General features: G+C 64.5%; 16 protein-coding genes and 2 pseudogenes. 11 read left to right on the top strand and 7 right to left on the bottom strand.

Features of this window, described 5'->3' with window-relative positions; all coding sequences use genetic code 11:
- Nucleotides 1-28 precede the first annotated feature (28 nt).
- From ACLRDN_RS01240 to ACLRDN_RS01250, 3 genes and pseudogenes are all read left to right on the top strand, one after another.
- Nucleotides 29-982, top strand: a pseudogene (locus ACLRDN_RS01240) (bifunctional enoyl-CoA hydratase/phosphate acetyltransferase); the annotation flags it as partial.
- Nucleotides 979-2,166, top strand: a complete 1,188-nt coding sequence (locus ACLRDN_RS01245; protein WP_413458631.1) for an acetate/propionate family kinase — start codon at nt 979-981, stop codon at nt 2,164-2,166. The pseudogene ACLRDN_RS01240 and the gene ACLRDN_RS01245, both read left to right, overlap by 4 nt.
- On the top strand, nt 2,163-3,323 hold the full coding sequence (locus ACLRDN_RS01250) for an alpha/beta fold hydrolase (protein ID WP_413458632.1): 1,161 nt from the start codon (nt 2,163-2,165) through the stop codon (nt 3,321-3,323). The genes ACLRDN_RS01245 and ACLRDN_RS01250 overlap by 4 nt, the downstream gene beginning before the upstream one ends.
- A gap of 6 nt (nt 3,324-3,329) precedes the next feature.
- Here ACLRDN_RS01250 and ACLRDN_RS01255 read toward each other — a convergent pair whose 3' ends face one another.
- Entirely contained in the window at nt 3,330-4,031 is a 702-nt protein-coding gene (locus ACLRDN_RS01255) for a TetR/AcrR family transcriptional regulator (RefSeq protein ID WP_413458633.1), read from the bottom strand.
- A 142-nt stretch (nt 4,032-4,173) separates the two neighbouring features.
- On the opposite strand from ACLRDN_RS01255, the gene ACLRDN_RS01260 reads away from it, so the two are divergent.
- From ACLRDN_RS01260 to ACLRDN_RS01270, 3 genes are read left to right on the top strand one after another with little or no spacing between them, the layout of a single operon-like run.
- A complete protein-coding gene (locus tag ACLRDN_RS01260; RefSeq protein WP_413458634.1) occupies nt 4,174-5,337 on the top strand; it encodes an efflux RND transporter periplasmic adaptor subunit in 1,164 nt (387 codons plus the stop codon).
- Nucleotides 5,334-8,477: an efflux RND transporter permease subunit gene (locus tag ACLRDN_RS01265; protein WP_413458635.1), complete on the top strand. Its 3,144-nt coding sequence runs from the start codon at nt 5,334-5,336 to the stop codon at nt 8,475-8,477. Before ACLRDN_RS01260 ends, ACLRDN_RS01265 begins: the two co-directional genes overlap by 4 nt.
- On the top strand, nt 8,477-9,988 hold the full coding sequence (locus tag ACLRDN_RS01270) for an efflux transporter outer membrane subunit (protein ID WP_413458636.1): 1,512 nt from the start codon (nt 8,477-8,479) through the stop codon (nt 9,986-9,988). Before ACLRDN_RS01265 ends, ACLRDN_RS01270 begins: the two co-directional genes overlap by 1 nt.
- A 93-nt stretch (nt 9,989-10,081) precedes the next feature.
- On the opposite strand, the gene ACLRDN_RS01275 is transcribed toward ACLRDN_RS01270, so the two are convergent.
- The 5 genes from ACLRDN_RS01275 to ACLRDN_RS01295 all read right to left on the bottom strand — a co-directional run bounded on the left by ACLRDN_RS01275 (nt 10,082) and on the right by ACLRDN_RS01295 (nt 16,602).
- On the bottom strand, nt 10,082-10,933 hold the full coding sequence (locus ACLRDN_RS01275) for a carbohydrate ABC transporter permease (RefSeq protein WP_413458637.1): 852 nt from the start codon (nt 10,931-10,933) through the stop codon (nt 10,082-10,084).
- A 54-nt stretch (nt 10,934-10,987) separates the two neighbouring features.
- Nucleotides 10,988-11,911: a carbohydrate ABC transporter permease gene (locus ACLRDN_RS01280; protein WP_145605906.1), complete on the bottom strand. Its 924-nt coding sequence runs from the start codon at nt 11,909-11,911 to the stop codon at nt 10,988-10,990.
- A 103-nt stretch (nt 11,912-12,014) separates the two neighbouring features.
- Nucleotides 12,015-13,262 carry an ABC transporter substrate-binding protein gene (locus tag ACLRDN_RS01285; RefSeq protein ID WP_413458638.1) on the bottom strand — a complete coding sequence of 416 codons (1,248 nt, stop codon included), beginning with the start codon at nt 13,260-13,262 and terminating at the stop codon, nt 12,015-12,017.
- Between the two features lie 156 nt (nt 13,263-13,418).
- Nucleotides 13,419-15,395 (bottom strand): beta-galactosidase, encoded by a 1,977-nt coding sequence (locus tag ACLRDN_RS01290; RefSeq protein ID WP_413458639.1) that lies wholly within the window; start codon nt 15,393-15,395, stop codon nt 13,419-13,421.
- Nucleotides 15,396-15,456: 61 nt separating this feature from the next.
- The gene (locus tag ACLRDN_RS01295) at nt 15,457-16,602 is read right to left on the bottom strand and encodes an ABC transporter ATP-binding protein (protein ID WP_413458640.1); all 1,146 of its coding nucleotides are present in this window, start codon (nt 16,600-16,602) and stop codon (nt 15,457-15,459) included.
- Between the two features lie 405 nt (nt 16,603-17,007).
- On the opposite strand from ACLRDN_RS01295, the gene ACLRDN_RS01300 reads away from it, so the two are divergent.
- Nucleotides 17,008-18,030: a LacI family DNA-binding transcriptional regulator gene (locus ACLRDN_RS01300; protein ID WP_413458641.1), complete on the top strand. Its 1,023-nt coding sequence runs from the start codon at nt 17,008-17,010 to the stop codon at nt 18,028-18,030.
- Between the two features lie 7 nt (nt 18,031-18,037).
- Here the strand turns inward: ACLRDN_RS01300 and ACLRDN_RS01305 are convergent, their stop codons facing one another.
- Nucleotides 18,038-18,667 carry a TetR family transcriptional regulator gene (locus tag ACLRDN_RS01305; protein ID WP_413458642.1) on the bottom strand — a complete coding sequence of 210 codons (630 nt, stop codon included), beginning with the start codon at nt 18,665-18,667 and terminating at the stop codon, nt 18,038-18,040.
- Nucleotides 18,668-18,857: 190 nt separating this feature from the next.
- On the opposite strand from ACLRDN_RS01305, the gene ACLRDN_RS01310 reads away from it, so the two are divergent.
- From ACLRDN_RS01310 to ACLRDN_RS01325, 4 genes and pseudogenes are all read left to right on the top strand, one after another.
- A complete protein-coding gene (locus tag ACLRDN_RS01310; RefSeq protein WP_413458643.1) occupies nt 18,858-20,054 on the top strand; it encodes an arabinose transporter in 1,197 nt (398 codons plus the stop codon).
- A 142-nt stretch (nt 20,055-20,196) separates the two neighbouring features.
- Nucleotides 20,197-22,911, top strand: coding sequence for a type VI secretion system Vgr family protein (locus ACLRDN_RS01315; protein ID WP_413458644.1), 2,715 nt, complete (start codon nt 20,197-20,199; stop codon nt 22,909-22,911).
- 660 nt (nt 22,912-23,571) lie between these two features.
- A pseudogene (locus ACLRDN_RS01320) lies at nt 23,572-23,832 on the top strand (hypothetical protein); the annotation flags it as partial.
- A gap of 57 nt (nt 23,833-23,889) precedes the next feature.
- Nucleotides 23,890-25,245 (top strand): hypothetical protein, encoded by a 1,356-nt coding sequence (locus ACLRDN_RS01325; RefSeq protein WP_413458645.1) that lies wholly within the window; start codon nt 23,890-23,892, stop codon nt 25,243-25,245.
- The last annotated feature ends 11 nt before the right edge of the window (nt 25,246-25,256 follow it).

The following is a 25,256-nucleotide window of genomic DNA, read 5'->3' on the forward strand; positions in this document are numbered from 1 at the left end:
CCATCCCCCAAAGGAGGTCGACATGTTCCCACCTGCGCAGGCCACGCCTGCCGAGCGCTACGGTCAACTCATCCGCGATGCCCTGGGCGCACAGCCCATGCGGGTGGCCGTGGTCCATCCCTGTTCTGCCGAGGCCTTGCAGGGCGCACTCGAGGCGCGTGAAGAAGGCCTGCTGGAGCCGCTCCTGGTGGGGCCGCAAGCCAAGATACGGCGGGTCGCCGAAGCGGCGGGCCTGTCGCTGGCGGGCCTGCAGATCGAATCCACCGAACACAGCCACGCCGCTGCCGCACGCGCGGTCGAACTGGCCGTCCAGGGGCGGGTGGCCGCGCTCATGAAGGGCAGCCTGCACAGCGATGAATTGCTGGGTGCGGTGGTCGCCGCCGGTTCGGGGCTGCGCACCGAACGCCGCATCAGCCATGTCTACGCCATGGCCATTCCCACCTACGCCAAGCCGCTCATCATCACCGACGCGGCCATCAACATCACGCCCACCCTGGCCCACAAGCGCGACATCTGCCAGAACGCCATCGACCTGCTGCACGTGATGGGCGTGCCGCGTCCGCATGTGGCGGTGCTGGCGGCAGTCGAAACGGTCAACCCGGCCATGCCCTCCACCCTGGATGCGGCGGCCCTTACCGTCATGGCCACGCGGCGCCAGATCACCGGCGCGCTGGTGGACGGACCGCTGGCCTTCGACAACGCCATCAGCCTGCAATCGGCCAGCATCAAGCAGATCGATTCGCCCGTGGCGGGCAGCGCCGACATCCTGCTGGTGCCCGACCTGGAGGCCGGCAACATGCTGGCCAAGCAATTGATCTACCTGTCGCAGGCGGAGGCCGCCGGGCTGGTGCTGGGGGCGCGCGTGCCGGTGATTCTCACCAGCCGCGCCGACAGCCTGCGCGTGCGGCTGGCCTCTTCTGCACTGGCGCGCCTGTTCGCGTCGCGCAGCAAGGTGCAGGCCATCGGCAAGGAGAGCACATGAACCGCTGGCTGCTGACCTTCAATGCGGGTTCCTCCTCGATCAAGCTGGGCGTCTTTCGCCTCGACGGCCGCAGCGCCAGCAAGATCGGCCACGGCCAGCTCGACCTGCATCTGTTTCCCTTGCGGCTGCGCCTGGAGATCGAGGGGGTGACTTCCGAGATGGGCATCGATGCTGATCCTGCCGCCTCCATGGACAAGGTATTGGAACAGGTGCTGCACCAGCTCGAAGTGGGCCATGAGCAGGGCGCCCTGTGTGCGGTGGGCCATCGCGTGGTGCACGGCGGGCTGCATCTGGCGCACCCGGTCCTGCTGGACGAACGCATCGAACAGGAACTGGAAGCCCTGGCCCCGCTGGCGCCCTTGCACCAGCCGCAGAACCTGCGCCTGATCCGCGCCATCGCGCGGCTGCGTCCGGGGCTGCCGCAGACCGCCACCTTCGATACCGCGTTTCACGCCAGCCAGGATGCCCTGGCGCGCCGCTTTGCGCTACCGCGCAAGCTGCATGAGGAGGGCGTGCTGCGCTATGGTTTCCACGGCATTTCCTACAGCTACATCGCCAGTGAATTGCGGCGCCGCCAGTTGCCCGAGGCACACGGCAACGTGGTGGTGGCGCACCTGGGCAACGGTGCCAGCCTGTGCGGCATCCAGAACGGACGCAGCGTCGATGCCAGTACCGGATTTTCCACGCTGGAGGGTGTGCCCATGGGCACGCGCTGCGGGGCGCTCGATGCGGGCGTGCTGCTGTACCTGCTGCAGCAGGGCATGACGCCCACAGCATTGGAAGACTTGCTGTATCACCGGTCAGGCCTGCTGGGGGTGTCCGGTGTGAGCGCCGACGTGCGGACCCTGCAGCAGAGCAAGGAGGCGGCCGCGCGCGAGGCGCTCGAATTGTTTGCCCTGCGCTGTGCCGGCGAAGCCGCGCGCCTGGCCACCACCCTGGGTGGCATGGATGCGCTGGTCTTTACGGCCGGCATCGGCGAACACGACGCCCGCATGCGTGCGGCCATCTGCGCGCGCCTCGACTGGCTCGGCGTGCAGCTCGACGAGAGCGCCAATGCCCAGCATCTCGAATGCATCAGCCACCAGGCCAGCCGTGTGCGGGTGCTGGTGATCCCGACCAATGAAGAACAGGTCATTGCCGACGATGCGGCAAGACTCATCCAATCCCCCCGGAGCCTTCCATGACGACTTCCCCTGCCAGCCACGCCCCCCATGCCGCGCACGATGCCGCGCCCGCCGGTCCCGGCTGCGTCCCGCTGTTCTGGCCCATGATGCTGGCCACCGAAGTCTTCCGCCAGGGGCAGGACGTAGTGGACAAGCACCTGCGCTTTTTGGAAGAGGAGGCCAAGCTGCACGCCTTGCATCACCCGCAGATGGCCACCGCCAATAAGGTGCGCCTGGCCTTGCGTACCCTGAGCCTGCGCGAATACGGCAAGGCCGCTGCGTCCCATGCGGTGCCCACGCTGGTGGTGGCGCCCTATGCCGGGCACACCTCGGTGATTGCCGACTATTACCAGGGCCAGAGCCTGGTGGAGACTCTGCTCGAACATGGGGTGCGGCACGTCTTCCTGACGGACTGGCACAGCGCCAGCGAAGACATGAAGGACCTGGAGATCGACAACTACCTGGCCGACCTGTGCGTGGTCATCGATGAACTGGGCGGGCGCGCCAACCTGGTCGGCCTGTGCCAGGGCGGATGGATTTCGGCCATGATTGCCGCGCGCTTTCCGCACAAGGTACAGCGCCTGGTGCTGGCCGGTTCCCCCATCGATGCCGGGGCCGGCGACGGGCCGCTCAAGCAGATGGTGGACCGCACTCCTATCCGCTTCTACGAAGACCTGGTGCGTACCGGCGGCGGACTCATGCGCGGCAGCTTCATGCTGCAGGGCTGGAAGAACATGCACCCCGACGAGCACTATTTCACCGAACACGTGGACCTGTTCCAGCACATCGATGATCCCGTCTACCTGGCCAAGCGCGAGACCTTCGCCGCCTGGTACGAAACCCCGATCGACCTGCCGGGACGCTGGTATCTCCAGGCCATCCGCCAGATCTTCAAGGACAACCTGCTGGCGCGCGGCCAGTACGTCGCCCTGGGCAAGATGCTGAACCTGCGCGACATCACCTGCCCGCTCTACCTGCTGGCCGGCGAGCGCGACGACATCACCACCCCCGAGCAGGTGCTCAACGCGGCGCAGCTGGTGGGTACGGCACCCGAGCACATCACGCAGCGCGTGGTGCCGGGCGGCCACATCGGCCTGTTCATGGGGGGACGCACGCTGGCCGAGGCCTGGCCGCAGATCGCGCAGTGGCTCTGCGCGCCGTTGAAGACGGCCGGCTAGCCCGGATCAGTCGGCAGGCGGGCGTTTCTTGCGGGCGGTGGCGGGTTTGCGCACCGCCTTTTTTGCGTCGGGAGCAGCAGGGGGAGCCACGGGGGCAGCGACCGCAATGGACGCCTTGAGGAACCACGCCAGCACCGATTCGGCGGTCTTGCCATCGACCATGTGCGGCACGCAGCGATAGGAAAAACTCACGCCTTCGCACAAGGCCATCAGGCCGATGGCGATCTCGCGCGGCGGTGCGCCCGGGGCGGTACCGGTCAGGTGGCAGTAGGCTTCGACGAAGGCGGTGATCTGGCCGTAGCGCTGTTCCAGGAAGGTATCGAGCTGGGCACGGAATTTCTCGTCGCGCAGTGCGATGATGCGCGCTTCCATCCACAGCAGGCTGCACTTGTCATCGCGGTACAGCGCCGAATACTGCACCGCCAGCGCGTCGCGCAGGGCTGCCGGATCGGTCAGTCCGCCATCGAGGATGCGCTCGAAGCCGCGGTCGATGCTCTCGCCTTCACGGCGCAGCAGCTCGAAGAAAAGCTGCTCCTTGTCATCGAAATTGGAATAGAAGGCGCCGCGCGAATATCCGGCGGCCGTGCTGATATCCTCCACACTGGCCTGCGCGTATCCCTTCTGCATGAACACCGCGTGCGCCGCCTCCAGCAGACGTTCCCGGGTCTGCTCACGGCTTTGCTCGCGGCTGAGTCGTTGGCGTGTCATGGGGCTGGATTCTAACACTGTTGTATTCGGATACAAGCTTGCATCTGAATTCATATGTGCATTAGAATCGCTGAACTTTTGTAAAGATGCGGAACGCGCCGCGATCCGACACCTGACACCACCCTTTCCCGAAAGGAATGCTGTGAAGCCAGTCTACCGTCCGTGTTCCGGCCGTCTTTCCACATCTGTCCCGGTTTCTCGCCGCGCCCCGCTGGCGCGCGTGGCGCTGCTGGCGATTCCCTTCACGTTGTTGCTCTCGGCCTGCAGCAAGCCCGCGCCGGTGGCCGAGGCTCCGCGTGAAGTGGTGGTGCTGCAGGCGCAGGAACGTGGCAGCACCCGGCCGTTGCACCTGCCGGCCGAAGTGCAGTCGCGCTATGTGACCTCGCTCTCTTTCCGCGTGGCCGGCCAGCTGGTGGAACGCCGCGTGCATCTGGGTGACCCCGTGCGCAAGGGCCAGGTGCTGGCGCGTCTCGATCCCTCGGACGCCGACCAGAATGCCGCCTCGGCCCGCGCCGAACTGGACTCCGCCCGCCAGCATCTGGACGCGGCGCAGAAGCAACTGCAGCGCGACACCGCACAAGCCGCCGAACAGCTCATCAGCGCCCAGCAACTGGAGCAGAGCCAGGATGCGCACGCCGCTGCCCTCTCGCAATTCAAGGCCGCCCAGGCCCGCGCCTCGGTGGCCGGCAACCAGCGCGACTACACCACCCTGGTGGCCCAGCATGATGGCGTCATCAGCGCCGAGCAGGCCAATACCGGAGACGTGTTGAGTCCTGGCCAGCCGGTCTATTCGCTGGCCTGGTCGGGTGCGGTGGACGTGGTCACTGATGTCGCGGACCGCCAGCTGGCCGGCCTGCAGCCCGGTGCCGCCGCCGAGGTCACGCTGGCGGCCTTGCCCGGCAAGACCTACAAGGGCCGCGTGCGTGAAGTCAGCCCGGCGGCCGATCCGCAGAGCCGTACCTTCCGCATCAAGGTCACCCTGGAACAGCCGGACGCCAGCGTGCGCCTGGGCATGACCGGTGAAGTGAAGATCACCCCGGCCGATACGGCGCAGGGCCAGGTGCTGCTGCTCCCGGCGACCGCCCTGTTCCATCAGGGCGGCAAGCCTGCGGTATGGATCGTTGGCAACGAGGGCAAGCTGGAATTGCGTGCGGTCACGGTGGCCGCTTATGGCGAGCGCAGCATCTCGCTCTCGCAAGGCGTGGCCACACAGGACAAGGTGGTGGTGCAAGGCGTGCATACCCTCACCGTGGGCGAGAAGGTCAAGCCGGTAGCGCCCTTGCATGCCGAGGACTTCGCCCTATGAGCGCGCCCGGCCGTTTCAATCTCTCCGCCTGGACCCTGCAGCACCAGGCGCTGGTGACCTTCATCCTGGCGCTGGTGACCCTGCTGGGTATCGGTTCCTACTCGCGCCTGTCGCAATCGGAAGATCCGCCCTTCACCTTCAAGGTGATGGTGATCCAGACCGACTGGCCCGGCGCCACCGCGCGCCAGGTTCAGGAGCAGATCACCGACCGCATCGCGCGCAAGCTGCAGGAAACGCCCGATGTGGATTTCCTGCGCAGCTATTCGCGCGCGGGGCAGTCGCAGCTCTTCTTCACCATCAAGGACACGGCCCCCGCCTCGCAAGTGCCGCAGACCTGGTACCAGGTGCGCAAGAAGGTCGGTGACGTCGCGGCCACCTTGCCACAGGGCGTCAAGGGCCCTTACTTCAATGACGAGTTCGGCGACGTCTATACCAACATCTATGCACTGGCCGGCGATGGTTTTACGCCAGCGCAACTGCGCGACTATGCCGACCAGCTGCGCGGCGAACTGTTGCATGTGCCGGGCGTGGCCAAGATCGATTACTTCGGCGAGCGCCAGGAACGCATCTACATCGACATCGGCAACACCCGCATGACGCGCCTGGGCATCAGCCCGCAGCAACTGGCCGACGCCATCGGCGGGCAAAATGCGGTGGTGCCGGGCGGCCTCATCACCACCAGCAGTGACCGCGTCTACGTGCGTCCCACCGGCCAGTTCGACAACCTGCGCGCGCTGGAAGACAAGATCATCCACGTCAACAACCGCAACTTCCGCCTGGGCGACATCGCCACCATCACGCGCGGCTACGACGAACCGCAGGAGCAGGAGATGCGTGCCAATGGCCAGCCGGTGCTGGGCATCGGCGTGACCATGCAGCCGGGCGGCGACGTGATCCACCTGGGCCGTGCCCTGGACGAGCGCACTGAACAATTGCGCAAGCGCCTGCCCGCAGGTCTCACGCTGACGGCGGTTTCCAGCATGCCGCATGCGGTGGAAAAATCAGTCGATGACTTTTTGGAAGCCGTGGCCGAAGCGGTCGCCATCGTGCTGGTGGTGAGCCTGGTATCGCTGGGCATCCGCACCGGCATGGTGGTGGTGATCTCGATTCCCATCGTGCTGGCGGTGACGTCGCTGTTCATGTACCTGTTCGACATCGGCCTGCACAAGGTCTCGCTGGGCACGCTGGTGCTGGCGCTGGGCTTGCTGGTGGATGACGCCATCATCGCCGTCGAAATGATGGCAGTGAAACTGGAGCAGGGCTGGAACCGCCGCCGCGCCGCGGCCTTCGCCTACACCAGCACCGCCTTCCCGATGCTGACCGGCACCCTGGTGACGGTGGCCGGCTTCCTGCCGATCGCATTGGCCAAGTCCGGCACGGGGGAATACACGCGATCCATCTTCGAGGTCTCGGCCATTGCGTTGCTGCTGTCGTGGCTGGCGGCGGTGGTGCTCATTCCGCTCCTGGGCTACCACATGCTCAAGGAGAAACCGGGCGCGCTCACCGATGAACAGATCGCCGCCAATCCGCATGCCGGCCATGATGAGGAAGACCACGACCATCCCATCTACCAGACCCGCATCTACACCTGGCTGCGCCGTTCGGTGGCCTGGTGCGTGGCTTTCCGGGGGCGGGTGGTGATTGCCACCACGGTGCTCTTCATCGGTTCCCTGGCGGCCTTTGCGCTGGTGCCGCAGCAATTCTTCCCCAGCTCCGACCGCCCCGAATTGCTGATCGACCTGCACCTGCCGGAGCGCGCCTCCTTTGAAGCTACGCAACGTGAGGCCGTGCGCATGGAAGCCCTGCTCAAGGACCGTCCGCAGATCGACCACGTAGTCAGTTTCGTCGGGGTCGGTGCGCCGCGCTTCTACCTGCCGCTGGACCAGCAACTGGCCAGCCCCAACTTTGCGCAATTCGTGGTCACCGCCAAGTCGGTGGAAGATCGTGAAGCGTTGGCCCGCGCCCTGGAGGAGCCGCTGCGCAAGCAGTTCAGCGGCGCACGTACACGCATGACGCGGCTGGAGAACGGCCCGCCGGTGGGCTTCCCGGTGCAGTTCCGCATCAGCGGCGAACAGATTCCCAAGGTGCGCGCCATTGCCGAACAGGTCGCCGCCGAATTGCGCAAGGAGAGCCGCGCCACCAACATCCAGTTCGACTGGGATGAACCGGCCCAGCGTTCGGTGTCTTTCGAGATCGACCAGAAGCGTGCCGGTGAACTGGGCTTGAGCAGCCAGCAGATTGCCAATTTCCTGGCCATGCAATTGTCGGGCTTCACGGTGACGCAATACCGTGAACGCGACAAGCTCATCGGCGTCGACCTGCGTGCCCCGCGCAGCGAGCGGGTGGACCCCTCGCGCCTGGCCACCTTGTCCATGCCCACGGCCAACGGCCCGGTGCCGCTGGCCGCGCTCGGCCAGTTCCACAACACGCTGGAATACGGCGTGATCTGGGAGCGTGATCGCCAGCCGACCATCACCGTATTGGCTGACGTGCACGCCGGCGTGCAGGGCATCGACGTCACCAATGACGTCAACCGCAAGCTCGATGCATTGCGCAGCGAGTTGCCGGTGGGCTATCGCATCGACGTCGGCGGACCGGTGGAAGAAAACGCCAAGGCGCAATCCTCGATCTCGGAGCAGATGCCGCTGATGGTCATCGCCGTGCTGCTGCTGCTGATGGTGCAGCTGCAAAGCTTCGGCCGCACCCTGATGGTGATCATGACCGCACCGCTGGGGTTGATCGGCGTGGTGGGGGCACTGCTGCTGTTTGGCCAGCCCTTCGGCTTCGTGGCCATGCTGGGCACCATCGCCATGCTGGGCATCATCATGCGCAACTCGGTGATTCTGGTGGACCAGATCGAGCAGGACATCGCCGCCGGCCGAGGCCGTTTTGATGCGATCGTCGGGGCCACCGTGCGCCGCTTCCGCCCCATTACGCTGACCGCTGCAGCGGCCGTGCTGGCATTGATCCCGCTGTTGCGCAGCAACTTCTTCGGTCCGATGGCCACTGCCCTGATGGGCGGCATCACCATCGCCACCATCCTGACCCTGTTCTACCTGCCGGCGCTGTATGCGCTGTGCTACCGGGTCAAGCCGGATGAAACCCATCACCGCGACCATGCCGCGCAAGGGAGTCACTGATGAGCGCAGTTCGTTTGATGTCCGCCCCGCAGGTGCGCGTCGTGGCCCTGGCCGCCGCGCTGCTGCTCTCCGGATGCGCCCTGGGCCCGACCGGGGAGGCGCCTGCCACGCCCCAGCCGGCCCATTACGCCGCCGAGGCCACCCGGGCGGCACTGGGTCCGCAGGAGGCCCGCCAGACCTTCGTGCTGGGCCAGCGCTCCGTGCCGCAATGGTGGCGCGCGTATGGCTCGCCGGCATTGTCCGCCTGGGTCGAGGAAGCCTTGCGCAGCAATCATTCGCTGGCCGAGGCGGACCGCAACCTGGCCAGCGCGCGCCTGCAATTGCGTGCGCAGATCGATGAATCGCTCTGGCCCACCATCGATGCGGTCGGCCAGGCCCAGCGCCAGCGTGCCCTGGGCTTGCCCAACATCGGCCCGACCACCAATCTCTACAACGTCTTCGCCGGCCAGATCCGCGCCAGCTATACCTTCGATCTGTTCGGCGTGGAGCGCTTCGCCAACTCGGCACTGGCTGCGCAAGTCGATGCCCAGTCCTACCAGTTCGACGCGGCCCGCCGGGCGGTGGCCGCCAATGTGGTCATCACCGCCATCAATGCCGCCTCGCTGCGCGCGCAGGTGGCCGATACCGAACGCCTGGTGGCACTGGCCGATGCCGATGTGGAGGAGCTGCAGCGGCGGCTCGCACTGGGTGCAGTCTCCAATGATGATGTGTTGTCCGCGCGGGCCAGCGCCCAATCATTGCGCGCCAGCCTGCCGGCGCTGAAGGCGCAATGGCAGGGGGCGCGCCATGCCCTGGCGGTGCTGATGGGACGTACGCCGGACGCCGCGCCAAGCGATCTCGATATCGCCAGCCTCAAGCTGCCCGAGCAGGTGCCGATGACGGTGCCTTCCGAACTGCTCAAGCAGCGTCCCGACATCCTCGCCGCCGATGCGGCGCTGAAGGTGGCGGCGGCCGAACAGGCGGTGGCCACGGCCGAGATGTTCCCCAGCCTGTCCATCAGTGCGTCCTTCGGCCAGTCCGGGTTTTCCTGGGCCAAGGCCACCGGCGGTGCCGGCGCAGTCTGGGGACTGGGGGCGTCGCTGACGCAGCCGCTGTTCCATGGTGGTGCCCTGCGCGCCAGGCGCGATGCGGCCAAGGAAGCCTATTTCGCCGCCGAAGCGCATTATCGCCAGACCGTGTTGAATGCTTTCCAGAACGTGGCCGATAGCCTGGTGGCGCTGACCCAGGATGCCGATGCCTTGCAGGCCTCGGCCGCCGCGCGCACGGCCTCCGAACAGGGCTGGCGCAATGCACAGCGGCGTGCGCAACTGGGAGCCTACCCGGCCAGTGCGGCGCGCGCGGGCGAGCGCCAATATCTCAATGCCAGGCTGGGTGAGATTCGTGCGACCGCCAGCCGCATGAACGATACGGCCACGCTCTACCAGGCCATGGGTGTTGGGTACGAAACGCCGGCCCAGGCTGCGCAAGCGCCGATACCCGCTGTCGGCGCCTCGCCGCCGCTGGCGCAATGACCCATTGATGATCCAGAGCGGGCTCCCGCCCCGGTACCACTGAGAGGCGCCGAGGCGGGAGTGCCAGCCCTGCGGCAAGGGAGCCGCGACGCTTCAGCCCTTGCTGGCCCCGAAGGTCAGCCCGGCCACGAATTGCTTCTGCATCACGAAGAACAGGATCACCGAGGGCAGCGCTGCCAGGATGGATCCGGCCGAGACCAGGTTCCAGGCCGTGGTCCATTGTCCGCGCAGCGCAGCCACGCCCACGGTGATGGGCGCCACGTCATCACCCTGGGTCAGCACCAGCGCCCAGAAGTAATCATTCCACACGAAGGTAAATACCAGCACCGCCAGCGCGGCCAGTGCCGGCCGGATCAGCGGCAGCACGATGCGATGGAACACGGTCCATTCGCTGGCCCCTTCAATGCGCGCCGCCTCGATCATCTCGAAGGGCAACTGCTTGATGAAATTGCGCAGGAACAAGGTACAGAATCCGGTCTGCATGGCGATATGAAACAGCATCATCCCGGTGATGGTGTTGAACAGGCCCAGCGACAGCGACAGGTCGCGCACCGGAATCATCAGGATCTGCTGCGGCACGAAGTTGCAGGCCACGAAGGTGGCGAAGAGCACCGTGTTGCCCCGGAACTGGTAAGTCGACAGCGCAAAGCCGGCCATGGCCGCCAGCGAGATGGCGCCGATCACCGAGGGGATGGTGATGAGGCAGCTGTTCCAGAAGTAATGCAGCATGGGCGAGGCGGTCAGCGCCTCGCGGTAATTCTCCAGCATGGCGAAGTCCTGCGGCCAGCCCCAGTAGTTGCCGGTCATCAGTTCATCGTTGGAGCGGATCGAGGTGACCAGCGCGGTCAGCATCGGCAGCAGCCAGATCAGCAGCGCCACCGGCAGCGAAGCCCGGTAGAGCGCGCGGTTGACCGGCTTCCATTTTTCTATCGGCATGGGGAACATGGCGATCTCTCTTTTCTCTTGAACGTTGGGCGATGGACGTGCGGCGACGGATGATCAGCGTTCGTCGCGCAGCATGCGGCGCAGTTGATAGATGATGTAGACCAGCATGATGGCAAAGAGCGTCACCGCCACGGCCGCCGAATAGCCCTGGCGGTAATACTTGATGGCCTGGTCATAGGCGTAATAGGCCAGCACGGTGGAGCTTTCGTAAGGACCGCCGCTGGTCATCACCGAGATCAGGTCGAAGCTGCGCAGCGCGCCGATGATGCTGACCACGAAGGCCATGAAGGTGGTTGAACGCAGCTGCGGCAGGATCACGTAGCGCAGCATGCTCCAGCCCTTGGCCCCTTCCATGCGGGCCGCTTCCACCTGGTCATGGTTCAGGGCGGTGAGACCGGTGAGGAACAGGATCATGCAATACGCCGTCTGCGGCCACAGGGCGGCGAAGATGATGCCGAAGGTGGCATAGCGCGCATCGCCCAGCACCGGCACGCCCTGGCCCAGGATCAGCGACAGCAGGCCGAAGCTGGGGTCATAGAACCAGCTGTAGATCAGCCCGACCACCACGCCCGAGAGCACGAAGGGCGCGAAGAACAGCGACTTTACCACGCGCATGCCGGCCACTTTCTGGTTCAGGTAGAGCGCGATGGCCAGGCCCATGGGCGGGGCCAGCAGGAACATGAGCAGCCACAGTACGTTGTTCTTCAAGGCCGTGTAGAAGGTCGGCGCATGGAACAGTTCGATGTAGTTGGCCAGGCCCACGTACTTGGGATCGGTCATGCCATCCCAGCTGAAGAAGCTGAGATAGATCGTATAAAGAATCGGGTACAGCACGTAGACCAGCGTCATCACGCAGGCCGGCGCCAGGAACCAGAAGGCAGCGCGATTGCGGCGGGCGGCACTGCGCTGCGGGCCCGAGACCGGCGTGGCAGCGGGTTGGGTCGCAGGCGGTTGCGCGGCGGATGTGGGCGCTAGCATGGCGGGGTCTCCTTCTTTTTCTGCGGGCCATCCCGCTGCTGCACGGGGCAGGCGGGATGGCCCGGATGGACTGCCTGGACCAGCCAGGCATCAACGACGACGATCAGGACTTCTTGTAGATACGTTTGCGGCTTTGTTCCAGCTCGTTGAGCACGTCATCGATCCTGGTCGGGTCGCTGAGGAACTTCTGCATGCCCTTCATGCCTTCATCGGCCATTTCCTTGGTCATGTCGCGATCATAGAACTGCGAGATGCCGCCCTTGGCGTTGGAGAGGATCTCGAAGCCGATGCGCGAGATCGGATCGGCCGGGGCCGGCGACTTGCTGTTGGCCGGCAGCGAACCCAGGCCATCGGCCAGCTTGGCGCTGATGGCAGGCGTACCCACGAAGGCGATGAAGCGGCGTGCATCGGTCTTGTTGCGCGCCTTGGCCGGGATGTGGATGGATTCGGTCGGACCTTCTTCGGCGGTCGGTACATTGGCATCGATGATGGGGAACTGGAAGTAACCCATCTCCGGTGCCAGCTTGGCCGGGAAGCCCTTAGCGATGAAGGTGCCCATCAACATCATGGCGGCCTTGCCCTGGAACAGGAAGGGCTGGGCGCCATCGAGGTCATAGGACAGCGCATTGTCGATGAAATACTTGTTGTCGATCAGGCTCTTCCAGGCGGTATAGACCTTCTTGACGCGCGGGTCGGTATAGGCCACCTCGCCGGCCATCAACTGCTGGTGGAAGGCGTTGCCGTTGATGCGCAGGTCGAGGTAATCGAACCAGCCGGCCAGGGTCCAGGCGTCACGGCCACCCACGGCGATGGGGGCGATGCCGGCGGCCTTCAACTTCTTGCAGGCCTCCAGGAATTCATCCCAGCTCTTGGGTTCTGCAGCAACGCCGACCTTCTTGAACAGGTCCTTGCGATAGAACATGCCCCAGGAGTAATACACGGTCGGTGCCGAGTATTGCTTGCCCTGCCAGGACGAGGCTTCCTTGGTGGAGGCGTAGGTGCTGTCCCAGCCGTTCTTCTTCCAGTCTTCGCTCAGGTCTTCCAGCAGGCCGCGGCTGGCGTAGAAGGCCATGCGTTCGCCGTTGTGCCAGTTGATGATGTCCGGGGCCTGGGTCGAGAGCCAGCCCGGCAGTTGCACCTTGTAGGCTTCTTCCTCGATGAAGGACACCTTGACGTCGACGTCCGGGTTGGCCTTCTTGAATTCATCGACCGTGGATTGCCACACGGTGCGTTGCACGGCGCCCTTGTAGGCGATGTTGACGGCCAGCGTGCCGGCCAGGGCGGCGGCGCTCCAGGCGGCGGAGGCGGCCAGGCAGCCGGCGATCACGGTCATGCGCATCATTTTCTTCATTGTTGTCTCCGAATGTTTGGTTCAAACAGCTGTGTCGTGGATCTTCCAGGTTCTTTTGGGTTCACGGTAAGGCGTTGCTGCGCAGGTTCTGTTGCCTGCTCATGCACGGCTGCCGCAGCGGCCGTGCTGTCTTCCAGAGTGAGGCCGGCGTGTTGCTTATCCTTGCGTGCGCGGATGATAGATCGCCACGCCCTGCGGTTCCAGCGCCGCCTGTCCGACCAGGAACTGCGCACCGTCGGCGTGCGGCAGCGCAATCGGTGCGTCGCTGTAGTTGAAGGCGAACTGCAGGCCGCCGCGCTGCTGCAGGCGCAAGCCTTCCGGCAGGCGTTGCGGGGCCAGTCCGGCCGCGCGCGCCACGTGCTCGAAGTAGTGCGTGGTCAGCCCGGCATCGAAGATGCCGGCCAGGTAGTGCGCGCGCTCCTTCTGCACGATGGCCGGATGGCCGTCGGCGAAGGTGGCGATGGTCTGCAGGCCGTCGCCATCGGCTTCGATCAGGTCGCGCCAGTAGCGGGCCTGGCCTTCTTCCGTACCGAACCGTACTGTTTCACTGACGTTGGGGCGCATCGATTCCACGCGCCATACGCGCATCGGCAACAATTGTTGCAGCGGGCCCGGCGGCAGGGTCGAGGGAATCTGCAGCGACTTGGTCTTGGAACCGCTGCGCGGCCCGAACACCACCTGCGCGCCGCTCTCTGCGATGCGGCCCGGCAGGTCGTCCGGCACGATGGGCAGCGGCGGCACCACGATCATGGCGTAGCCTTGCAGGTCGGCGTTGAGGGGGACGATGTCCACGTCCAGACCGAGCGAACGCAGGGTCGAGTAATAGTCGAAGGCGAAATGCGCATACTCGAAGTCGATACCCTGGAAGTGGATCTCGAAGAGCCATTTGGCATCGTAGTCGAACAGCAGCGCCACCTTGCCGCGCGGCTGGGCCAGGGCACCGCTGGCGTTTTCCACCGCGATGATTTCCTGGGCCACGCGTTCGGCTTCGGTGCCGCCCACGTCGAGACGATTGTCAGGACGGTTCAGCCCGGCGTGCAATTGCTCCTGTGCGAACGGGCACTGGCGCCAGCGGAAGTAGGAGACGCAACCGGCTCCGTGAGAGAAGGCTTCCCAGCTCCACAAGCGCACCATGCCGGGCAGCGGGGCCGGATTCCAGTGCGCCCAGTTCACCGGGCCGGGCTGCTGTTCCATCACCCAGAAGGGCTGGGCCGACATGCCGCGATACAGGTCGTGGTTGAAGCTGGCGAAATCGGGATGGCCGGTGCGCAGCCAGCGGGCCTTCGTTTCGGCGTCGTACCACATCACTTCGAGTGCGCCCAGCGGGTAGCTGTCCCAGGTGGCGACATCGAGGTCGGCCGCTACCGGATAATGATCGAACTCCAGGAACATCTGCATGAAGTTGTGCACCATCAGCCGGCCCGGCGAGAGCGGGCGCAGGATCTCGACCTGCATGCGGTTGTAGCGCACCACTTCGTCCGAGGCAAAGCGGCGATAGTCCAGGCGATGCGAGGGATGGGCCTCGGTGACGGTGCCGACGGGCGCATCGATCTCGTCGAAGCTGCGGTATTCCATGCTCCAGAACACCGTGCCCCAGGCGGTATTGAGCGCATCGATGCTGCCATAGCGCTGGCGCAGCCACTGGCGGAAGCGGCGCTGGGCCGAGGGCGAATAGCTGACCACGGTCTGGTGGCAGCCGTATTCATTGTCCAGCTGCCAGGCGGTCACCGCCGGATGCTGGCCGTAGCGTTCGCCCAGCAGGCGCACGATGCGCTGCGATTCTTCGTAGTACGAGTCCGAGGAAAAATCATAATGGCGGCGCGAACCGAAGGCGCGCTCGCGGCCGTTGGCGTCCACCGCCAGCACGTCGTCATGGCGGTCGATGAGCCACTTGGGCGGGGTCGCGGTCGGGGTGCACATCACCACTTCCAGGCCGTGGCTGGCCAGTACCTCGATGGCGCGGTCCAACCAGTCCCAGCGCAGCTCGCCAGGCGAAGGTTCGATGCGGCTCCAGGCGAATTCGCCGATGCGCACCTGCTTGATGCCGAGCGCCTTCATGCGCCGGGCATCGCTTTCCCACATGGTCTCTGGCCAATGTTCGGGGTAGTAACAGACTCCCAATCGTAACGACATGATCGTGGTTCCTTAGCGGTAGTGAAGCGTCAAGAGAAGAGGGCGCGTGCGCACTGCCTGATCAGGCGGCGGCAGCCAGGCCCGGATGAACTTGTGTGCGTGCCAGCGCCACGCCGTCCGCATCGAACAGATAGGCGCAGCTTGGCGCGACTGACACGCGCAGGCGCTCGCCGCGCGCGATGTGGGCATCGCCCGGGGCCTTGGCCACCAGTGGCTGGCCGGCCGGTTCGTCCAGGTGCACATAGGTCTGCTCGCCCAGGCGCTCCACCAGCATCACTTCGCGGGTGATGCCGTACTGGCCCTGGTTGCCGATGTCCATGTGTTCGGGGCGCACGCCCAGGGTCACCGGCTGGCCCGGCTGCAGCGGCCCCTTGGCCGCCACCAGCAGGGTTTCGTCGCTCTGCTGCAGGCGGATCAGGATGCCGTTTTCCTGCGTATTCACCACCTGCGCGGGCAGGAAGTTCATGCGCGGCGAACCGATGAAGCCGGCCACGAAACGGTTGCGCGGATGGTGATACAGCTCCATGGGCGCACCGACCTGGGCGATGCTGCCGAAGCGCTGGGTATCGGCACCGGCATGCAGCAGCACGATGCGGTCGGCCAGGGTCATGGCCTCGACCTGGTCGTGCGTGACGTAGACCACGCTGGCCTGTTCGAACTGGCGATGCAGGCGGGCGATCTCGATACGGGTCTGGCTGCGCAGGGTGGCGTCGAGGTTGGAGAGCGGTTCGTCGAACAGGAACACGCCGGGACGGCGCACGATGGCGCGTCCGATGGCCACGCGCTGGCGCTGGCCGCCGGAGAGTTCCTTGGGCTTGCGCAGCAGCAGTTCTTCCAGCTGCAGGATGCGTGCGGCCTCGCGCACCTTCTGTTCGATCTCGGCCTTGGGCAGCTTGGCCAGGGTCAGGCCGAAGCTCATGTTTTCATACACCGTCATGTGCGGGAACAGCGCATAGCTCTGGAACACCATCGCCACCGAACGCTGCGCCGAAGGCACGTCATTGACGCGCTTGCCGCCGATGTAAAGGTCGCCGCTGGTGAGATCCTCCAGCCCCGCGATGCTGCGCAGGAGCGTGGATTTGCCGCAGCCGGACGGACCCAGGAAGACACAGAATTCATGTTCGCCAATGTCGAGGTCGACATTGCGGATTACCGGCGGTGCGTCGCCGTAGGCTTTTTGTGCTGCACGCAAGCTGATGCTGGCCATCACGATTTCCTAACAGAAATGGATTGCAGGGCAGGGCGCCACGAGGCAGGCGGGGCGTCAGGTTAAGCGCTTAATCAAGTGACCCAAAAAAAAGATCGCCTGAGTTTCCTGTGTGCAATCGGGGGTTGTCTCCACGTCGTTGTTCTGAGCGTGTTGCCGTCTTGGGTTGGCAAATATTTTGGTCGATCATACCCATCTTGGATGGCCTCTGCAACAACAATCCTGTAACCGGAAACCGCCAGCGTTTTGTCAGCAAGCGCGGCCGTGATGGCCCGCGAAAGGCGTAAATCATTTCTCAATTTTTCTTGCGTATCGCACCCATTGCGGCCAATGCCGGTGGTCCGTGCGCGTTGACAAGCCTGGCATAAGCGGTTTGAATGCGAGGGCTTCCAACTCCATGCACCCATGACCACCTTATCCGAAGTCGCCCGTCTGGCCGGTGTCACCTCGGCCACTGTGTCCAACGTCTTGCGCCAGCGCGGCAAGGTCGGCGAGCAGACGCGCCAGCGCGTGCTGGAGGCAGTCGCCCAGCTCGGCTATCGCCCGCACCTGACTGCGCGCGCGCTCGCTGAAGGGCGTGCGCCGACGCTGGCGCTGGTGGTCTCCAGCATCGCCAACCCGTTCTATCCGGAGTTCGCGCTGGCGGCCGAGCGTGCGGCGCGCGAGCGGGGCCGCTTCCTGATCGTCTGCAACACCAACGACGATCCCGATACCGGCCGCGCCTATCTGGACCAGATTGCCGGCACGCTCTCCGATGGAGTGCTCATCATGAACGCCAACCTGCCCATGGATGAGTTGAAGAAGACCGAGCAGCGCGGTGCCCCGGTGGTGCTGTGCATGTGGGAGAAACCGGATGCCCCGCCCGAGCTGCCCTGCATCGCAGTGGATTTCTATGCGGCCGGGGCGACGGCTGCGCAGCACCTGCTGGGGCTGGGCCATCGCCACATCGGCGCGCTGGTAGGCAGCAAGAAGAGCGGCATCCATGCCGAACGCTACCGAGGCTTCGTCGAGGCCTGCGCCGCGGCTGGCATCAAGCACACCTTGCAGAGTGCGCGCTACATCGGTGATACGGTTGAGGCGGGCTATCAGGCCACCATGACGCTGCTGCGCGAAGAGCCGGCACTGACGGCCATCTTCGCCAGCAATGACCTGCCCGCACTGGGTGCGATGAATGCCATCGCCGATCTCGGGTTGAACGTACCGCGCGACATCTCGGTCATCGGCATCACCGACATCCAGTGGGCGCGGGTCTCGCGTCCGGCCCTGACCACCGTGGCCGTGCCCACGGAAGAGGCCGCGCGCATGTCCATCGACCTCCTGCTGGCCCTGATCGAGGGCCGCAGTCCCTCACCCGTAATGCGGGTGACCGCGACACCGCAACTGGTGCAGCGCGCTTCCACGGCGGCACCGCGCAAGCGCAAGGCATGAGCGCAATTCAGCGCTGCAGGCTCTCCAGGTAAGCACAGAACATGTCGGCCATGGCCTCGCCATAGGCGCGTATTTCCTTGGCCGGTGGCGTATCGCGCGAGAGATGCTCGCCCGCCGTGGTCAGCGTGGTCATCATCATTTGCCCTGCGCGTTTGCGCCGTGGTGCGGACACCCCCGGCAAGGCTTCGCGCATGAAGTGCGCGATGATGCCGTCCCAGTCATGGCGCATTTCTTCAGCTTCGCGCGCATCGCGGTAGAGCGGTGCGGCATCGGCCAGCGCCATCCGTACCTGGGCCTCTTCGAATTCGCTGCGCAAAAAGGCATGCACCAGTTCGCGCAGGCGGTGTGCCGGAGGCTTGTTCGTATCCTGCAGCAGCTGGCGCACCATCCCCGTGGTCTGCTGCCATTCGTCGGCTTGCAGGCGGAACAGGATGGCCGCCTTGTTGGGGAAATACTGGTACACCGATCCCACGCTCACACCCGCCCGCTCGGCCACGCGCGCGGTGGTAAAGCGCGTCGCCCCTTCGCGCAGCAAAACCTGAACAGCCGCTTGCAGGATCGCCGATACCAGTTCGGTGGAGCGGGCCTGCTGGGGTGTCTTGCGCAGGGAAATCTCGGGGCGGCGGGGCTTGTTCATGGCAAGGACAGGGGAGAGAAAAAGACCTCAATGGAATGCGACTAGGAAACCTGACGAATCCGTCGCATACTGCTTCGCATCGAATATGACGGATTCGTCGCATTCTACTGCGCATCATCCCATCCTTCAACGGCAGCCATGCGCAGCACTCCTGCAAGCAACCATCAACCCTTATCTTCGAGGTATATCCATGAATGGAAAACAGGCTGGCAAGCCTCACTCCAGCACGTCGGTCTTCCTGGCACTGGCGCCGCTGACGCTGGCGGTCTTCATCGCCTTTCTCACCATCGGCCTGCAGTTGCCGGTGCTACCCCTGCATTTGAAAGAAGCGCTGGGCATGAACGCCACCGTGGTCGGTGTGGTGGTCGGTGCGCAGTTCGCTGCGGCCCTGCTCTCGCGTGCCTGGGCCGGCAATGTGGCTGACCTGCGCGGTGCCAAGCGAGCCGTCGTGAGCGGCTTCGTGGCGGCGGCGCTGTCGGGGCTGGTTTATCTGGCCTCCCTGCTGTGGCTGGACCAGCCTGCGCTCTCGGTGGCCGTGCTGTTGGCCGGACGCGTGCTGCTGGCGCTGGGCGAGAGCCTGGTCATCACCGGCACCATGGGCTGGGGGATTGCCCTGGTCGGACCGCAGCATGGCGGCAAGGTGATGGCCTGGCTCGGCATCGCCATCTATGCGGCCATGGCCGGCGGTGCACCGCTGGGTGTGGCGGTCAGCAAGGCCTGGGGATTTGCGGGAATTGCCGGCGTGAGCGTGCTCTTGCCGATAGTGGCCCTGCTGGCCGTCAGTCCCGTGCGTGGCGTAGCGCCCGGTGCCAGCCGCCGCACGCCGTTTTACCAGGTACTCGGTGCGGTATGGCAGCCTGGACTGGGACTGGCCTTCTCCAGCGTCGGTTTCGGTGTCATCACGGCATTCATTGCCTTGCTGTTTGCGGCACGGTCGTGGGGGGATTCCTCGCTGGCCTTCACCAGTTTCGGTGTGGCGTTCATTGTGGCGCGACTGTTCTTTGCCCATCTGCCGGACCAGGTCGGTGGCGCAAAAGTGGCGCTGGTGTGTGTGGTCATCGAGGTGTGCGGCCAGTTGCTGATCTGGCAGGCTGATAGCGCCTGGATGGCCTATGCGGGTGCGGCACTGACCGGTTTTGGCTATTCGCTGGTGTTCCCCGGATTCGGCGTGGAAGCGATGCGCCGCGCACCACCGCAGACGCGCGGCCTGGCCATGGGGGCGTATGTGGCTTTCCTGGATCTGTCGCTGGGCATCACCAGCCCGCTGGCCGGTGCGCTGGCCAGCCATGCGGGTGTGCAGGATGTGTATCTGGCGGGGGCGGTGGTGGTGGGCTTGGCGATGCTGGTGGCGCTCCATTTGCTACGTTCAGTGAAAACGGGCAATTGAGCAAAACATTTTGCTATCCGCAAAAAGCAGGCGCGCAATGAAGCTGAAATTTAGAAATTTGACTAAATGATTTTGCCCGGCTGTTCGGTAGCATGCAGAGCTTTCCCGGCTCTGTGTTCGCTCCATGACAGCCTCACCCGACATGACCTCTGCGCCCCTGGGCGCGATGCTCAAACTCCTGACGCACGAGCGGCGCCTGCTCAAGCTTCACTGGCCAGCCTCTGCAACCCCCCAGGTAGGCCAGCTGGTCGCGCTGCAAGTCAGCGGAAGCGAGACCGTGTGCGGCAATGTGCGCTACCGGCTGCAATGCGCCAGCAGTACGCCGGATGTCGGTATCGACGATCTGCAAGGAATGCCGGTCGGTTTTTCCGTCAAGGATGTTGACGGTGGTCCTGCCTTCGTGTGCGGTCTCGCCGCTTCCGTACGGCAGCTGCATTCTGAAGCGGGTGCCGTGCTCTTCGAGATCGAGCTCTGCGATGCCCTGCATCTGCTGGAGCAGCGCAAGACCTGGCGTGTCTTCTGTGATCGTTCGGTAGTTGAGATCAGCGACCAGATACTGTCCGAGCACCGCCACGACAACAACATCCTCGCCGCCGCCTTACGCTGGCATACGCGGGGCCTGCACAAGACCTACCCGCAGCGCGCCTTCATCATGCAGGCCGGCGAGAGCGATGCCGCTTTCCTGCAGCGCATCTGGCGCCAGGAAGGGATCGCATGGCACTTCCGCTTCACGCTCGAGGGCGGGGAGCCGGTCCATCATCTGCATCTGGCCGACCATCCGACAGCCTACCCGGATCAAACCGCCGTTGCCTTGCGCTACCACCGTGCGGACGCCCTGGAACGTACGGATACCGTCAATCAATGGGAAGCGTGGTGTGAGCCATTGCCTGGCGAAGTCACGCTGAGCGCCTTCGATTACAAATCCAACCGGTGTATGGAAGTGCAGGAAGGCGCGCTCAGGGAGCAAGGTCAGGCAGGTCTTTCCCTGGCGCGCAGCCTGGGCGAGTATGAATATGGCCCGCCCTTCCTGGCGGCCGGACGTGCACACCAGCAGCAGATGGCCCGCACCAGGATGCAAGCCCATGAGCTGGCGGCGCGTGGCTATCGCGCCCGCAGCGTGGTGCGCTCCTTGCGGGCCGGAACCCAGTTCGCGCTGAGCGGGCAGCCCCATATCGATACCTTGCCTGAACGCGCGCGCCGCTTCACCGTCACGCAACTGCGGCTCTATGCGCGCAACGCCCTGGTGCTGGACGCCCCCTGGATGGCCGCCTTGATGGAGGACTGGTTGCCGGCGCGCGCCGCCTTGGGTGACCAGGCTGCGGTGGACGTACCCGTCTACTGCAATGCATTTGAGTGCGTTGCGCGCGATACCGTCATCGTGCCGTCGTATGACCCGGACCAGGTGCCCAAGCTGGGCATGATGAGTGCCGTCGTGGTCGGCGATGGTGACAAGGACGTCGATGTCGACGAGATGGGACGCATCGCCGTCCGGTTTCTCTTTGCCCGGCCGCATGAACACCCCGGCCAGCGCGGTGCCAGCGGCTCCACTGCTGACTCGGCCCGCATCCGCGTCTTGCAGCCCTGGGCCGATGCCGGCTTCGGCACCGCCTTCTGGCCCAGGGTCGGCAGCGAGATCCTGATCGCCTTCCTGCAGAATCATCCGGACAAGCCGGTGGCCTTGGGCTGCCTCTACGATGGCACGCATTGCCCGCCGCAGTTTTCGCACCAGGGCAAGCTGCCGGAGAACAGCGCGCTCTCCGGGATCCGCAGCAAGGAATTCAAGGCGGACCGGCACAGCCACCTGCGCTTCGACGATAGCGCAGGCCAGATCAGTGCCCAGCTCTTGTCGGACCACGCTGCCACCCAACTCAACCAGGGCTGGCTGGGCTCCCCACGCAACGAAGGAAATTCGGCACCGCGCGGCGAAGGGTTTGAGCTGGCCACCGATGCCGCAGGTTGCTTGCGCACGGCCCATGGCCTGCTCATCACCGCCTTTGCCCGCCTCAACGCCAGCGGCCACCAGCTTGCCAGGGAAGAAACGCTCGCACTGATGCAGCAATGCGTGCAGCTCTTTACCGGCATTGGCGATTACGCAGCGCGACACCAGGCCATGGCCGCCGATCATGCTGCCCATGAGCGCCTGTATCGCCAGTTGCAGCATTGGGAGCATGGCTCCAATACCGCACCCTCCGCAGGAGACGGCGGTACGCCGGTGGTCGCCATCACGGCACCGGCCGGCCTGCATTTCAGTACCCCCGAGACCGCCGTCACGCATGCCGGCGAGAACTGCGACACCGTGGCACTGCGCCACATCCAGCTGGCCAGCGGCGAACACCTGACGGCCAATGCAGGCAAGGGCATGTCGCTGTTTGCCCAGTCGGAAGACCTCAAGCTCATCGCGCACCAGGGCCAGCTCAAGCTGCAATCGCAGCACAACGACACCAGTGTGGAGGCGGCCAGGAACCTGACGCTGAGCGCCAGCGAGGGCAAGGTGCAAGTCATCGCGGCCGACGAGATCCTGCTGGCGACCTCGGACGGCAGCTATCTGCGTCTTGGGAGAGGAAAGATCGACCTGGGTTGCAGCGGAGCGGCGTCGATCCATGCGGCCAAGCATCATTGGCTCGATGCACAGACCACGCCCGGCGAGTTGCCCAGGTTCGCCAAGGAGGCAGTGGGCCGCAAGCCTGTCCTGGTCCGCCCGACCGATGGCCAGAGCGTGCCGGGCGCACGCTTCGAGATCGACCGCAGTGACGGTGCCGGGCTGACCGGGGAGACCGATGAGAAGGGCACTTCCGGTGCGATTTCCAGTGATGCATTCGAGCAGCTGCGCATTCGCTTTCTCGACGCCGATTCCTGAAGGAGAACGAGTCCATGAGCACGACATCCGATGCCGCACAATCCCGCCGCGTGGTGAGTGGCGGCAAGGTCCCCCTCTTGCCCAACCATGGCGAGGCGCTTTTCTACAAGCACTTGCCCTTGCCCGGGGTCATCATCCTGGTGCATGGCGTGAACTCCGACGGGGAGTGGTACGAGAGCACTGAACGCGGCCTGTGCGAGGGGCTCAACGAAAGGCTGGCCCGGCGGCCCGAGCAGATGGTCTACAGCGGGCCGGGTTCGGGACGCCTGATGCCGGCGCAATACACGCCCGAACTGACGGCCGACGGCTATCTTGCGCCCCGGCGCGGTGCGGAGAACTTCATCAATGCAGGGTCCCACTATTCGCCGGTCATTCGTTTTCGCTGGGGATACAAGGCCAGCAAGACCGAGCTCAGGCAATTCGGCAAGAACGTCTGGCTCAACGAGAACGATTACTGGGGCGGCGGGCCCTTCGCCAACGGTTGCTCGACCATCGCCGATCTCTGGACGGAAGGCCTCAATGACCGCCTGTTCCTGTGGCTGACTGCGCAGCATCTCAATCCGGTGCCCGGGCGCGACGTCTATCGTTGCCCGCACCGCGCCTACTATGTCCACGCCGCGCTGCGCCTGGCGCGGCTCATCAAGTCCGTGCGCGACAGGCATGCGTGCGGGCACAGCCATCACCAACGTGGCACTGGCCATCGCATGGGCCCATCACAAAGGCAGGCCGGTGATGGTGGCCGGCACGACCGAGCCCGACAAGGCCACGGCGGTGGTGGTGACGCCACCTGATCGTTCCCGCGTCTTCGATCCCGAGCAAAACTGGTTCCGCGCGCGTGGCGAAGGTTACGCCTACCTGCCTTGGTGGGGGCTGAGGAAGGACCTCGACTGGTCGACCTATATGCAAGGCTACTCGGACTGACAGGAGAGGTCAGCACGAGCTTTCGCGGCGAAGGCTGCCCCATCGTTGGAAAAGGACATGAAGAATCGATTCATTTTGTTGCCGCTATCTATTGCGGCACTTGTGGTGCTTGTCGTAACTGCTGTCATGCATCGTTCTTCGAGAGCTATCGAAGTCAACGAAGTGTCCTTGGTGGCTGCGAGTGCAGAAATTTTTCAGGTGCAGGTCTTTGGTGTTCAATGGCTTAACCCATTGATGCGAAGAGATTATCCGACGGAGTGGCAGTTGCTTTGGACCTTGGGAATAGCGAAGCCTAACAAGGATGACGACGAGGTCCGAAGAGACCCGGCCACGTTCACGAGTATCCAAGCAATTGCGCCATTGACCTTCAATTTCGATAGGAAAAGTGTATTTAAGGATGGAAGCAGCGTCTTCCCAGGCTATCTATCCGATTATTTAAGAGAAATCGTTAAGCCTATTGGTCGTCAGTATGCGCTGAATAGCGACTACTTCTACACGATCCAGCCGGAGAACCGGAAGAAGTGGCGCGAACTCCATGGCATCCGAGTCGAAGTTGCGATTCCTGATGTCCCAATCTTGACGTCAGATGATGCGTCGGAGCGCACGCGAGAGGCATTTAAAGGAGAGTTCGAGTTTCATAACCCAGAGATATCTACTGGGAACATCCCCGCTGACGTTAATGTTGCCAGAGGCGGCGCCAGCGCCGGTTTCACTTCCCTCTCAGCCGGGATGGATTATCTGGAAGCGCACCCGGATAAAACGGTCTGGGTCATGAATATGGATGCGCCAGAGTTTCCCGAGTATGGTCGGATCAGCGAGAACTGTACTTTGCTGATCCTGGCGGGACCGAAGTTCAACACAGGCCGCGAACCTCTTGCATGGATCGCCCGACCCGCAGTTCGCAGGGTCGAGGATTTCGCTACCACTGAAGGAGAAAGCCGAACCGCAAGTGGGTGGAAAAGCGCAATCCAGTCAGCCGCAGAACAGGCATCCATCTCACCCTACGACATCCGCTATGTCATCCACGACGCTGGCAAAGGAACGGAAGAAGCAGGCCGTCGCATCGGCACGCTGGCGCAGGCCATGACGCAGAGCCTGCCCGAACTGGATGTACTCAAGCAGACTTTCAACACCCCGCAATTGCTGGGCGACATGCGTGCGGGCACAGCCATCACCAACGTGGCACTGGCCATCGCCTGGGCCCATCACAAAGGCAGGCCGGTGATGGTGGTCGGCACGACCGAGCCCGACAAGGCTACGGCGGTGGTGGTGACGCCACCTGATCGTTCCCGCGTCTTCGATCCCGAGCAAAACTGGTTCCGCGCGCGTGGCGAAGGTTACGCCTACCTGCCTTGGTGGGGGCTGAGGAAGGACCTCGACTGGTCGACCTATATGCAAGGCTACTCGGACTGACCAGCCGGTCA

Source organism: Herbaspirillum huttiense (genome assembly GCF_047300815.1).
In the GTDB taxonomy this organism is placed as follows: Bacteria; Pseudomonadota; Gammaproteobacteria; order Burkholderiales; family Burkholderiaceae_D; genus Herbaspirillum; species Herbaspirillum huttiense_A.